This is a genomic window from Vibrio taketomensis, assembly GCF_009938165.1.
Lineage (GTDB): Bacteria > Pseudomonadota > Gammaproteobacteria > Enterobacterales > Vibrionaceae > Vibrio > Vibrio taketomensis.
Genome location: NZ_AP019649.1, coordinates 973630 through 987007 on the forward strand (window position 1 = coordinate 973630; position 13378 = coordinate 987007).

General features: G+C 44.0%; 11 protein-coding genes and 1 pseudogene. 7 read left to right on the top strand and 5 right to left on the bottom strand.

Annotated features, from left to right (window positions below; translation table 11 throughout):
* Nucleotides 1-8 precede the first annotated feature (8 nt).
* Entirely contained in the window at nt 9-503 is a 495-nt protein-coding gene (locus tag Vt282_RS04525; protein WP_162046758.1) for a peptidylprolyl isomerase, read from the bottom strand.
* Between the two features lie 202 nt (nt 504-705).
* On the opposite strand from Vt282_RS04525, the gene cysS reads away from it, so the two are divergent.
* Both cysS and Vt282_RS04535 read left to right on the top strand, forming a co-directional pair.
* Nucleotides 706-2088: a cysteine--tRNA ligase gene (gene cysS, locus Vt282_RS04530; RefSeq protein WP_162062672.1), complete on the top strand. Its 1383-nt coding sequence runs from the start codon at nt 706-708 to the stop codon at nt 2086-2088.
* Nucleotides 2089-2269: 181 nt separating this feature from the next.
* A complete protein-coding gene (locus Vt282_RS04535; protein WP_162046756.1) occupies nt 2270-2848 on the top strand; it encodes a thymidine kinase in 579 nt (192 codons plus the stop codon).
* Nucleotides 2849-2979: 131 nt separating this feature from the next.
* Here Vt282_RS04535 and infA read toward each other — a convergent pair whose 3' ends face one another.
* From infA to aat, 3 genes and pseudogenes are all read right to left on the bottom strand, one after another.
* Entirely contained in the window at nt 2980-3198 is a 219-nt protein-coding gene (gene infA / locus Vt282_RS04540) for a translation initiation factor IF-1 (protein WP_006075347.1), read from the bottom strand.
* Between the two features lie 81 nt (nt 3199-3279).
* Nucleotides 3280-3979: pseudogene (locus Vt282_RS04545) on the bottom strand (arginyltransferase).
* A complete protein-coding gene (gene aat / locus Vt282_RS04550) occupies nt 3976-4698 on the bottom strand; it encodes a leucyl/phenylalanyl-tRNA--protein transferase (protein WP_162062673.1) in 723 nt (240 codons plus the stop codon). Before aat ends, Vt282_RS04545 begins: the two are co-directional and overlap by 4 nt.
* Nucleotides 4699-4733: 35 nt before the next feature.
* Between aat and Vt282_RS04555 the strand changes: the two genes are divergently transcribed.
* Nucleotides 4734-5171 carry an outer membrane lipoprotein gene (locus Vt282_RS04555; protein WP_162063675.1) on the top strand — a complete coding sequence of 146 codons (438 nt, stop codon included), beginning with the start codon at nt 4734-4736 and terminating at the stop codon, nt 5169-5171.
* 195 nt (nt 5172-5366) lie between these two features.
* Complete coding sequence (aroA, locus tag Vt282_RS04560) at nt 5367-6650, top strand: 3-phosphoshikimate 1-carboxyvinyltransferase (protein WP_162062674.1); 1284 nt, start codon at nt 5367-5369, stop codon at nt 6648-6650.
* 174 nt (nt 6651-6824) lie between these two features.
* On the opposite strand, the gene Vt282_RS04565 is transcribed toward aroA, so the two are convergent.
* Nucleotides 6825-7073: a YciN family protein gene (locus tag Vt282_RS04565; protein WP_162062675.1), complete on the bottom strand. Its 249-nt coding sequence runs from the start codon at nt 7071-7073 to the stop codon at nt 6825-6827.
* A gap of 553 nt (nt 7074-7626) precedes the next feature.
* On the opposite strand from Vt282_RS04565, the gene topA reads away from it, so the two are divergent.
* The 3 genes from topA (at nt 7627) to glgA (ending at nt 13346) form a co-directional block, all read left to right on the top strand.
* Nucleotides 7627-10248, top strand: coding sequence for a type I DNA topoisomerase (gene topA, locus Vt282_RS04570; protein ID WP_162062676.1), 2622 nt, complete (start codon nt 7627-7629; stop codon nt 10246-10248).
* A gap of 433 nt (nt 10249-10681) precedes the next feature.
* Nucleotides 10682-11899, top strand: coding sequence for a glucose-1-phosphate adenylyltransferase (gene glgC, locus Vt282_RS04575; protein ID WP_162062677.1), 1218 nt, complete (start codon nt 10682-10684; stop codon nt 11897-11899).
* On the top strand, nt 11889-13346 hold the full coding sequence (gene glgA / locus Vt282_RS04580) for a glycogen synthase GlgA (protein ID WP_162062678.1): 1458 nt from the start codon (nt 11889-11891) through the stop codon (nt 13344-13346). The genes glgC and glgA overlap by 11 nt, the downstream gene beginning before the upstream one ends.
* Nucleotides 13347-13378 lie beyond the last annotated feature (32 nt).

The window sequence follows — 13378 nt, forward strand, 5'->3', positions numbered from 1 at the left end:
GTTATCGATTACTCTTCGATAGTTGTGCCAGTGATTAGCACGTCTTCTAGCGGTACATCTTGGTGCATGCCGTAAGAACCAGTGCTTACACCTTTGATTTTGTTAACGATGTCCATGCCTTCAACGACTTCACCGAATACACAGTAACCCCAACCATCTAGGCTTTCGCTACGGAAATCTAGGAACGTGTTGTTGTTTACGTTGATGAAGAACTGAGAGCTCGCTGAATGTGGTTCCATAGTACGCGCCATAGCAAGCGTGCCTACTTTGTTGCTTAGACCGTTGTTCGCTTCGTTCTTAATTGGTGCACGAGAAGCCTTCTCACGAAGACCAGACTCCATACCACCACCTTGAATCATGAAACCATCGATAACACGGTGAAATAGTGTGTTGTCGTAGAAACCATCACGGCAGTACTGTAGGAAGTTTGCACTTGTTTCTGGTGCTTTTTCTTCGTTTAGCTGAATTTTGATGTCACCAAAATTAGTGTGAAGGGTGATCATGATTATGTCCTTAACCTGTGTTTTTTTGTTGAACCTAAGATTCTATCTTAACTTTTCCTACAATAATACGCGAAAAGCAGACGTTTAGAGCTGAGTATAGGTGCTAATGGTCGTTTTTTGCGCGTTGAAGGGATTACCTAATTAGGTGTGAGTTGGTATACTGAGGAATCATTTTCGTTCATCCAAATTAAGCATAGAGATCATGTTAAAGATATATAACACACTCACAAGACAGAAAGAGGAATTCAAACCAATTACAGCTGGCAAAGTCGGCATGTATGTCTGTGGGGTAACCATATACGATCTCTGTCATATTGGTCACGGTCGTACGTTTGTCTCCTTCGACGTTGTTTCACGTTACTTGCGTTACCTAGGTTACGATTTAACGTTTGTACGTAACATCACCGACATTGATGACAAAATCATCAAGCGTGCGAACGAAAACGGCGAAAGCTGTGACTCTCTAACCGAGCGTCTAATTGGTGAAATGTACGCAGACTTTGATGCGCTGAACATCAAACGCCCGGATGTTGAACCACGTGCAACGCAATATATCGAAGAAATTATCGAGCTAGTAGAAACGTTAATCAAGCGTGGCTTTGCCTACGTGGCAGATAATGGCGACGTTATGTTTGAAGTGAGCAAGTTCGATGAATACGGCAAGCTATCTAAGCAAGACCTTGACCAACTGCAAGCCGGTGCACGCGTTGATGTTGAAAGTGCAAAACGTTGCCCACTAGATTTCGTTCTTTGGAAAATGTCGAAACCAGGTGAGCCGACTTGGGAATCGCCATGGGGCCCTGGCCGTCCGGGTTGGCACATTGAGTGTTCAGCAATGAACTCGTCAATTCTGGGTAACCACTTTGATATTCACGGCGGTGGTTCAGACCTACAATTCCCACACCACGAAAACGAAATCGCTCAATCATGCTGCGCGCACGATACCCAGTACGTAAATACTTGGATGCACAGCGGCATGGTGATGGTAGATAAAGAGAAAATGTCTAAATCACTAGGCAACTTCTTTACTATTCGTGATGTTCTAAATCACTACGATGCTGAAAGTGTACGTTACTTCCTAATGTCTGGCCACTACCGTAGCCAGCTAAACTACAGCGAAGAAAACCTAAACCAAGCTCGTGCTTCACTAGAGCGTCTATACACTTCACTACGTGGATTAGATCTGCAAGCACAAGCGGCTGGTGGCGAAGAATACGTTGCTCGTTTTAACGATGCGATGAATGATGACTTCAATACACCAGAAGCTTATTCAGTGCTGTTTGATATGGCGCGTGAAATTAACCGTCTAAAAGCAGAAAACCTAGAGCAAGCAAGTGCACTCGGTGCACAAATGCGTCAACTAGCGGACGTGATTGGTATTCTTCATCAAGAGCCAGAAGCATTCCTAAAAGGCGATGCAGGCAGCGATGATGAAGTGGCTGAGATTGAAGCGCTAATCAAATTACGTAACGATTCTCGAGCGGCAAAAGATTGGGCGAATGCAGACCTTGCTCGTGACAAGCTAAACGAGATGGGTATTGTGCTGGAAGATGGTGCTGAAGGTACAACTTGGCGTCGTAAATAGTATCTACGTTCTTCTTGGCGTTGTTGACTATAACGCCAATAAGTTAGTGGATGATGCCAATCGGAATAAGTGGTTGGTTTTATCTAGGCTGAAGCGGCAATACGCAGATTTATCAAATTTTTAGGGCTGAGTTGTCAGCCCTTTTTTCTATCCAATTGGTCTTTTTAACGGGAAACTTTTCGTGGCTCAGATGTACTTCTATTACTCGGCGATGAACGCGGGTAAATCCACTACGTTATTACAATCATCTTTTAACTACCAAGAACGTGGCATGAATCCAGTGATCTTCACTGCGGCTCTCGATGACCGTTACGGTGTTGGTAAAGTAAGCTCGCGCATTGGTTTGCAATCTGAAGCGTACCTTTTTAAACCTGAGACAAACCTATTTGAAGAGATTGCGGCATTAAATGCAGCGGATAAGCGTCACTGTATTTTGATTGATGAGTGTCAATTCTTGTCTAAGCAACAAGTGTATCAGCTAACGGAAGTGGTTGATAAACTGCATATTCCGGTGCTTTGCTACGGCTTACGTACAGACTTTTTAGGTGAGCTATTTGAAGGTAGTCGATACTTACTTTCTTGGGCGGATAAATTGGTTGAGCTAAAAACCATCTGTCATTGTGGTCGTAAAGCGAACATGGTGATCCGTACTGATGAGCATGGTAATGCCATCAAAGAAGGTGATCAAGTGGCGATTGGCGGTAACGACCGTTACGTATCAGTGTGTCGTCAGCACTACAAAGAAGCGCTAGGAAAATAGGTTCTGTTTACGCAGCTTTTCTTTGGTTTAGTTTTAAGCTTAGAGAAGGGCGGTATAGCTAACTGACTATTTAGTAAATACAAAAAACGGAGCACAAGGCTCCGTTTTTTGTTGTATTCGGTAATCTGAGATTAACGAGCACGGAAGACGATGCGGCCTTTAGTCAGGTCGTATGGAGTCATCTCTACAGTTACTTTGTCACCAGTAAGAATACGGATGTAGTTCTTACGCATTTTACCAGAGATGTGAGCAGTAACTACGTGGCCGTTTTCAAGCTCAACACGGAACATTGTGTTTGGAAGAGTATCAAGGACAGTGCCTTGCATCTCAATAACGTCTTCTTTAGCCATCTAATCCTCTTTAAATAAATGGGCGTTTTTATCAGGCATTCTAGGCTGATAAAAATGAATTAAGCAAAGTTGGGGCGTATTCTACCCTCGCCACGACTGATTTACTAGCCTTTGATGCGGATGAAAACGGACTTTATAGTTCATCGCTGGGCATTCATCGATTTGGTAGCCTAAATAGAGCCATTGTTTTCCTTTGTTCGCGACAATATTCCAGTTGTATTAAAACACCCAGTGTTCCAAGAGAAATAGGAAAGTCAGGATCGTAGAAGGTGTAAAAAGCGCTAGCACTATTAGATAAAATATCGGTTACCGCTACCGCTACCAATTGTTGGTTGTGATAGATATGCAGGTATTGGGTGTTAAGCCAATTACAGTGTGAAAATTGCTCAAAAGTTTTGCGATTAGGCGGATACATCGAGCCTTCACGGTGGCGTACTTCAATATAACGTCGATATAGAGAAAACCAGTTCTCATCGAGCGTTTCTTTGAGTTGCCAAGTTATGTTTTCGGCTTTATTGACTAATCTTTTTTGGCTACGCGTTGGCTTAAACTGATGCGCCGAAACGCGAATCGGTTCACATGCATTGCATTGTTGGCACAACGGCTTATAGATAGTGTCACCGCTGCGGCGGAAGCCATTTGCGAGTAGCACCTCATAATTCGATGAACTATGTAATGTAGGATCCAGAGCAACGGCGACACGCTCATCTTGCCCAGGTAGATAGCTACATGGGTGATTGTCAGTTAATCCGATTCGAATATGTTGTAAATCAGAGCTCATTGACGCTCCTCAACGGGTAGTGCTAGCCATTGTGGTTGAAAACATTGTGAATTTATTTCTTGTTGTCTTAAGGATAGCAGGCTTTTAATAAACGCTTCACGCTCTAATTCAAAAGCGCCCAAAGATTGAGTGTGGTCATTAAGTACTTGGCAATCAATCAGCTTGCCACCGTGTTGTTTAAAATGAGAGCAAAAATACCAAAGTGCAATTTTTGATGCGTTGGTTTGCAAACTGAACATCGATTCGCCGCAAAATAATTGCCCAACAGAAATACCATATAATCCACCAATCAACAGGTTTTGTTGCCATACTTCTACTGAGTGACAGTAACCTTGCTTGGCAAGTTGTTTGTATGCCGCACGCATATCTTCACTGAGCCAAGTTTCTTCTGCACTGCGAGTGGATGCGCAATAGTCAATAACTTGATCTGTTGCTTGGTTGATACTGATTTGATACTGGTGCTTACGCTGAAATTTTTTGACACTTTTGCTGGCTCTAAATGTCAAAGGATCAAACACAGCGCGCGGTGATGGACTCCACCAAAGTATGGGTTCATCGGGACCGTACCAAGGAAAGATGCCATTATGGTATGCTGTAAGCAGACGTTGTACTGACAGATCACCACCAAAGGCGAGTAAGCCATTTGGGTCCTCCAGAGCTTCAAATGGAGAGGGGAAACTCATGATTTCTGGGTCAAGTTCTGTCAGATATATAGCCATTAAAGGAGTCGTAGTTTGATGAAAAGTGGGTATGGATCTTATTAATTTTTCCGCTATTTGCCAATGCAGCCTATCAGCGAAATGTCGCCCGTCAAGTGAATGATGTGGTGTTCGGTAAGGTAGATTCGGTTCGTTATCTATCGCAGCAAGATATTGTTAAAGCCGAGAGCAATGGTTGGGAAACACTGCTTGGTGCTGTAGTTGGTGGTGTGATTGGCCACCAATTCGGCGGTGGTTCAGGGCAAGATGTCGCGACAGTGGTGGGCGCTGTAGCTGGTGCTGGCGTTGCAAGAAATCGCGCTAATCAAGAATATCGAGTTGAATATAAGTTGGTTGAAATCCTTATTGCCACCGATGATGATCGTTTAATTAATGTTATTCAAGATGTTGATAGCAATATGATCTTCCATCGTGGTGACTGGGTAAGAATTTTGTATTTCGATGACGGAGTGCGCGTAGATAAAGCGTATTAAGGCTGAATTCGTTCAAGTATAGGATTATGGGCTTAAAACCAGATTAGGTCTGGTTTTAAGCCTTTTTTTTGGTTAGTCTGCTTTTACGAAGAATTTATCATCGCCACTACGTCTGATTAACTTATTGGTTAAGGTTTGACCGATTTAAGAAATTTGAATCAGGGAAAGTAGGCGAGCAAGGAATAGTAGTTTTAAATGGAAAGCCTTACGTTACAACCAATCAATAAAGTCGATGGTGAGGTCAACTTACCGGGTTCTAAAAGTGTCTCAAATCGTGCGTTACTGTTAGCAGCACTTGCACAAGGGACAACACGTCTAACCAACCTTTTGGACAGTGACGATATTCGTCATATGCTTAATGCGCTGACCAAGTTGGGTGTGAGCTATTCACTGTCAGAAGACAAAACAGTGTGTGAAGTGAACGGATTAGGCGGGGCATTTCATTCCAATCAAGCGCTTGAGCTATTTCTTGGTAATGCGGGTACCGCCATGCGTCCACTCGCAGCGGCTCTTTGTCTTGGAGCGGGTGAGTTTGTGTTGACCGGCGAGCCTCGCATGAAAGAGCGCCCAATTGGTCATCTTGTTGATGCTTTGCGTCAAGCTGGCGCAAATATTGAATATTTAGAAAATGAACACTATCCACCATTAAAAATTGTCGGTAGCGGCTTAAATGGTGGCACGGTGGAAATTGATGGTTCAATTTCAAGTCAGTTTTTGACTGCGTTCTTAATGTCAGCACCATTAGCTAAGGATGATGTAACAATCAAAATCGTTGGCGAGTTGGTATCGAAACCTTATATCGATATCACTTTGCACATCATGGCGCAATTTGGTGTTGAGGTAGAGAATCGTAATTACCAAGAGTTCGCTATCAAAGCGGGTCAACAGTATGTCGCACCGGGTGATTTCCTTGTTGAAGGCGATGCATCATCAGCCTCTTACTTTTTGGCAGCAGCCGCAATTAAAGGCGGTTCGATCAAAGTCACCGGGATTGGTAAAAACAGCATTCAAGGCGACGTTCAATTTGCAGATGCGTTAGAAAAAATGGGCGCGCAAATCGAGTGGGGTGACGATTATGTGATTTCTCGTGTTGGCAAACTTAAAGCGGTCGACCTCGATTTCAACCACATTCCAGATGCTGCAATGACCATCGCGACGACAGCACTCTTCGCCGAAGGTACCACTGCCATTCGTAATGTGTACAACTGGCGTGTAAAAGAAACCGATCGTTTAGCGGCGATGGCAACAGAACTACGTAAAGTCGGTGCTGAAGTGGAAGAAGGCCATGACTACATTATCATTACCCCTCCGGCCAAGCTAAAGCATGCGGCAATTGATACCTACGATGACCATCGCATGGCGATGTGTTTTTCGCTGGTGGCGTTAAGTGATACCCCGGTGACGATTAACGATCCAAAATGTACCTCAAAGACTTTCCCAGATTATTTTGATAAGTTGAAGTCATTAAGCGTTGCTTAATGAGAGCAAGCCATGCGATGTATGGCAGATGGGTTACGAATAACGGATTCGGAAAAAGAAAAGGCTGACACCACGTCAGCCTTTACTATTTTGTGTGTCGCATAGCGCGAGCGAGCGTAAGTTGGAATTCTGTTTGCGCTTGCTTTGCGTTCAAAAAATAATGAGCTCAGCGCATTATTTTTCGATGGTAAACTCTTTTGAAAGATGATGAGCCAGGTATTTAAACATGTTGAATACTTCCGTAGTTTGCCTGGTTGGTAAACCATTGTCATCAAGGAAGTAATTACCTTTGAAGATCAATACGCCATCTTTTTCTTCAACACTGTCAGCACGCATGCCATCGATATAGCTATCATGCTCTTGGATGATTTGGTTCGCAATCAACAGTAAATCGAACTGAGAAATAGGTTTTTTATCGCTCATTTGGGCACCTTATGTTTCATGATATGGCGAGTTAGGGCTGAGATTCTATACCCAACTTAGTGCAATACGCTAGTGTGATAGTGAATAGTTAGTTTTAAGCTTTAGTTAGTGTAGTGATAACACTCCTGCTCAGACTAATTGTCAGTGCGGCAAAATGTTTTGTGACGGGCGACATAAATTCGTTTAATCCATTGGCGAAGATAATAATTCCCCGTTTAGTATGTGGCACTTCAAAGGTTTGCATACTCTTTCATACCTCAAATCGACATACTTCAGACGTTCAATCTGAGGGGCATCAGGTATAAGAAGTTCGACAAAAGATCGTCGTTAAGGTTGCCTGCGTATTTCTCTTACAGCGTCTAGGATTTCGTTGACATCAGAGCTAATCGCAATTGATACCTCGAATCGATGATTTGTCGAGCAGTCAAAATTGAATTTCAAAAAAGATATTGATCTTCTGGCAATCTCGCTCGATAGTAAAAAAAGAAGCAATGTTTTAAGTATGTTGTGCGATAAATTTCGCATCAATCGTTAAAGGACACTAGAGTCAGTTATGGGTAAGTCACTCGTTATTGTGGAATCGCCAGCCAAAGCGAAAACCATCAATAAATATCTCGGTAAGGACTTCATCGTAAAGTCTAGTGTGGGTCACGTGCGTGACCTACCGACAGCAGGTCAAAGTACCGGCCAAAAGGCAGCGGCTGTTTCTTCTAAAGGTCTCAGTGCCGAAGAAAAAGCGCGCCTGAAAAAAGATAAAGATCGCAAATCACTGATCAAAAAGATGGGTATTGACCCATACAATGGCTGGGCGGCGAACTACCAAGTCCTACCGGGTAAAGAGAAAGTGGTTGCCGAACTACAGAAACTCGCGAAAGACGCTGATTGCGTTTATCTCGCAACCGACTTGGACCGCGAGGGAGAAGCCATCGCTTGGCACCTTCGTGAGATCATCGGTGGCGATGAAGAGCGATACAAACGTGTAGTATTTAACGAGATTACCAAAAATGCGATTCAGCAAGCATTCCAGAAACCTGGTGAGCTGAGCATGCCTGGCGTTAATGCGCAACAAGCACGTCGTTTTATGGACCGCGTAGTGGGCTTTATGGTCTCACCATTGCTTTGGAAGAAAGTAGCACGCGGTTTATCAGCGGGTCGTGTACAGTCGGTAGCCGTTAAGCTACTGGTTGAGCGTGAGCGCGAAATCAATGCCTTTATTCCAGAAGAGTTTTGGGATATTCACGCCGACACTAAAACCGCTGATAAAACGGATTTCCGTTTGCAAGTGGCGCAAAAAGATGGCGTGGCATTCAAACCAGTGAACCAAGCAGAAGCGCATGCTGCAGTTTCTGCACTTGAGAAAGCCGCTTACGAAGTGTGCAAGCGTGAAGATCGCCCAACATCAAGTAAGCCGTCTGCTCCATTTATTACTTCGACACTGCAGCAAGCGGCGAGTACTCGCCTAGGTTACGGTGTGAAGAAGACCATGATGCTTGCTCAGCGTTTGTATGAAGCAGGTTACATCACTTATATGCGTACTGACTCGACTAATCTAAGTTCTGAGGCAGTAGAAGCGTTACGTGGCTACATTACGAGCGAGTTTGGTGATAAGTACCTACCAGCAAAAGCGAACGTCTACGGTAGCAAAGAAGGCGCACAAGAGGCGCACGAAGCGATTCGTCCTTCAGATGTCACTGTGAAAGCGGAAGACCTTCAAGGTATGGAAGCTGACGCGCACAAACTGTACGCACTGATTTGGAATCAATTTGTGGCGTGTCAAATGACGCCTGCGCAATACGATTCAACCACAGTGAGTGTGAAAGCGGCGGAATACACGCTAAAAGCAAAAGGTCGTATTCTTAAATTTGATGGTTGGACACGTGTTCAACGTCCAATGGGTAAAAACGAAGACCAAATTCTGCCAGCGGTACAAGTTGGTGATAAGATTGATCTTGTTACTCTGGATCCGAAACAGCACTTTACTAAGCCACCTGCACGCTTTACAGAAGCTGCATTGGTTAAAGAACTCGAGAAGCGCGGTATTGGCCGTCCGTCAACATACGCATCAATTATCTCAACCATTCAAGATCGTGGTTATGTGAAAGTCGAACAACGTCGATTCTATGCTGAAAAGATGGGTGAGATTGTGACTGACCGTCTTGATGGCAGCTTCCATGAGTTGATGAACTATGAGTTCACCTCTCGCATGGAAGAGAAGCTTGACCAAATTGCAGAAGGTGAAGCGAACTGGAAAACAGTACTTGATAACTTCTTCAACGACTTCTCAGGTGAGCTTGAGAAGGCGGAGCTAGATGAAGATCAAGGTGGTATGAAGCCAAATCATATCGTTTACACTGATATCGAGTGTCCAACTTGTTCTCGCCCAATGGGTATTCGCACCGCATCAACCGGTGTGTTCTTAGGCTGTTCAGGTTATGCATTGCCACCAAAAGAGCGCTGCAAAACCACCATCAACCTAGGTGATGAAGAAGGTATCATCAACGTACTTGAAGAAGACGTTGAAACCGCTGCACTGCGTGCGAAGAAACGTTGTCCGATTTGTGAAACGGCAATGGATGCATACCTGATTGACGATAAACGTAAGCTACACGTTTGTGGTAACAACCCGAACTGTGAAGGTTACATCGTTGAATTCGGTGAGTACCACGTGAAAGGTTATGACGGCCCAGTTGTTGAGTGTGACAAATGTGGTAGCGACATGGTGCTGAAGAATGGTCGCTTCGGTAAATACATGGATTGTACTAACGAATCATGTAAGAACACGCGTAAGATCCTGAAAAATGGTGAAGTTGCGCCACCGAAAGAAGATCCAGTGCATTTCCCTGAATTGCCATGTGAAAACTCGGATGCCTATTTCGTGTTGCGTGACGGTGCGTCAGGTCTGTTCTTGGCGGCAAGCACTTTCCCTAAATCACGTGAAACCCGTGCACCGTTAGTGGAAGAGCTAAAACGCTTTAAGGATCGTATTTCGCCTAAGTTCCATTACTTGGCTGATGCGCCAGAGAAAGATCCAGATGGCTTACCGATGGTAGTACGTTTTAGCCGTAAATCGAAAGAGAACTACGTGCGTTCTGAGGTTGATGGCAAGCCGTCGGGTTACACCGCTTTGTATATCGATGGTAAATGGGAAGTTACCGATAAACGTAAAAACAAATAATGGTTTTTTGAATTAGAAAGCAGCGCTTAGGCGCTGCTTTTTTTTATGTCTAAATTTTTTGGATGCTTTTTCTATAAGGTGTTCAGCTTAACGTTACTGACATTTTTGCTTGTTATGGTTAATAAGTGTTCTAGAAATTTAGGTCAAAACACCGTAGAGTGTACGTTATAATTTTGTGTACTTTGCATTGAAATGTGTGACGTTGATCAGGTGGTTGTTAAGAAACTTATGTTTATTCGACACTTAAGGGCATTTCAAATTGTAATCTTTATTGAATACGATAATTTATAATCAATGGTTTGTACATAACAATAGAACTAATCCCAAATTGGGTGGTTCACATAACAGCATGACCATTAAGGCTTTGCCTATCTAGGGATAAAAGTGTCAGCAATTGGCACTAATTGATAAATAATAATATGGAGAATTACCAATGGCTGGTGTTTTAGGTATGATTCTTGCCGGGGGAGAAGGTTCGCGACTACGTCCGCTGACTGAGTCTCGTAGTAAACCTGCAGTTCCTTTTGGCGGTAGCTATCGCCTAATAGATTTCGCGCTTAACAATTTCGTTAATGCTGACCTAATGCGCATTTATGTGCTAACTCAATTTAAATCACAATCTCTGTTCCATCACCTAAAGAAAGGTTGGAATATCAGCGGAATAACAGATCGTTTTATCGATCCAATTCCAGCTCAAATGCGCACCGGTAAACGTTGGTATGAAGGTACTGCGGACGCCATTTATCAAAATATGAGCTTTATGCAACTGGCTGATCCAGACCAGGTATGTATTTTCGGCTCAGATCATATCTACAAAATGGATATCAAGCAGATGCTTGAATTCCATAAAGAGCATGAAGCGGCGCTAACCGTATCGGCTCTGCGTATGCCATTGTCTCAAGCGTCTCAGTTTGGCGTTATCGAAGTAGACAACGATGGTCGCATGGTTGGCTTTGAGGAAAAGCCTGAGAATCCGAAATCGATTCCAGGTGACCCTGAGCACGCGTTAGTTTCTATGGGCAACTACGTATTTGAAGCGAAGACTTTGTTTGCTGAGCTAATCGAAGATGCTGACAATCCAAATTCATCTCACGATTTTGGTAAAGATGTTATTCCAAAGATGTACCCACGTGGTGATGTCTTTGTGTATGACTTTAGCCGTAACAAAATCACGGGTGAAAAGGAAGAAGTGTATTGGCGTGATGTGGGCACGATTGGTGCCTACTGGGAAGCGCACATGGACTTACTTAAGAAAGATGCGCCGTTCTCACTGTATAACCGCAAATGGCCGTTACACACATTCTACCCACCATTGCCTCCGGCAACGTTTACCGACTCGGATAATGGAAGAGTACAAATCATTGATAGCTTAGTATGCAACGGCAGCCTTGTTAGTGGTTCTCGTATTGAGAAGTGTGTGCTTGGTTTCCGCAGTAATATCGCTTCTGCATGTGATATCAGCGAGAGTATTCTGTTAGGTGATGTCAAAATCGGTGAAGGCTGTGTATTGCGTCGAGTGATCGTCGATAAAGATGTTGATATCGCTCCAGGGACGCAAATTGGTGTCAATTTAAAACGAGATCGAGAGCAATTCCATGTCTCAGATGAAGGAATTGTCGTGATCCCGAAAGGAGCGAGAGTTGGTTACTAGAGATTTATCTGTCCTATTTGTTGCCTCTGAAATTGAAGGATTGATCAAAAGTGGTGGCTTGGCTGATGTCGCCAAGGCACTGCCACAAGCGCTATTCGCTTTGGGTCATGACGTTAAAGTGGCAATACCTGGGTATCGTAAGATTAAAGATCTCGCTGATGCGCCAGTGTTACTAGAAACCAAACTAGAGCATTGGCCGCATACTCCGTATCGCGTGCGTCGTATGTCGGTAGGAGATTTACCTGTATTGGCTATCGAGTGCGACCAATATTTTGCTCGCGACGAAATGTATTCCCAGTACAACCAAGCCTACCCAGATAATGGCGAGCGTTTTTCGTTCTTTAGTGCTGCATCTCTCGACATGCTGCCTAAGTTAGAATTTCAGCCAGATATCATCCATGCCAATGATTGGCATACGGGGTTTGTACCTTACTTACTCAAGCATCGTTACGCAGAGCATCCATACTTTGCCAATACCAAGAGCATTATTTCTATCCATAATGCGGTATTTAAAGGGGTGTTTAGTTATGACGAGTTGCCAACCTTGGTTGAAATGCAAGGGCGCTACGCGCCAGATGCGGCGGTCAGTGTTAGCCATGTCACTATGCTTAAAGCCGGTGTGATGACTGCGGATAAAATTAACGCGGTTAGCCCAACGTATGCACAAGAGCTTAAAACTGAGTTAGGCAGTCACGGTATGGCAAGAGAATTTCGTGCTCGCGAACATGATTTGGTAGGGATTCTCAATGGCTGTGATTATAGCGATTGGAATCCTGCAACGGATGAGTACATTCCGCGCAAATACCATGCTGAATTGTCTAGCATGTTGGAAGGTAAGGCAGCCTGCAAACAGGCTTTGCAGCAAAGAGTCTGCCTACCAGAAAGAGACACTGCAGTGTACGGTATGGTTTGTCGTTTGACTAACCAAAAAGGTTTGCACTATCTGTTGCCAATTTTGGAGCGTTTCTTAAAGCTCGATGCTCAATTGGTGATTGTCGGCACGGGCGATCCAATTCTGGCGACACAGTTGGCAGAGATCGCTGCACGTCACCCAGAGAAATTTGCTTTTGTCGAAGCTTACAGCAACGAATTAGCTCATCTAGTTGAAGCGGGTGCAGATTTCTTCTTAATGCCCTCTGAATTTGAGCCTTGCGGTTTAAATCAAATCTACAGCATGGCTTATGGCACATTGCCAATAGTGCGTGCGGTGGGCGGGCTAAAAGATACGGTGGCAGACTATGATATCGACCCTGAAATTGCTACAGGATTTGCGTTTCTTGAGCCTGAGCCAATAGAGCTTTTGAGCGTGATGCAACGTTCGTTATTGTTCTATTTGCAAAACCAAGCAGAAATGCAACGCGTTCAGTTACGAGCGATGAAGCAGCAATTTTGTTGGAAGAAGGCGGCTGAAGAATACTTATCTCTGTATCGAAGTGCATTCCACTAGCCAGTTTTTGGTCTGTTCATTAACAGAAAAGG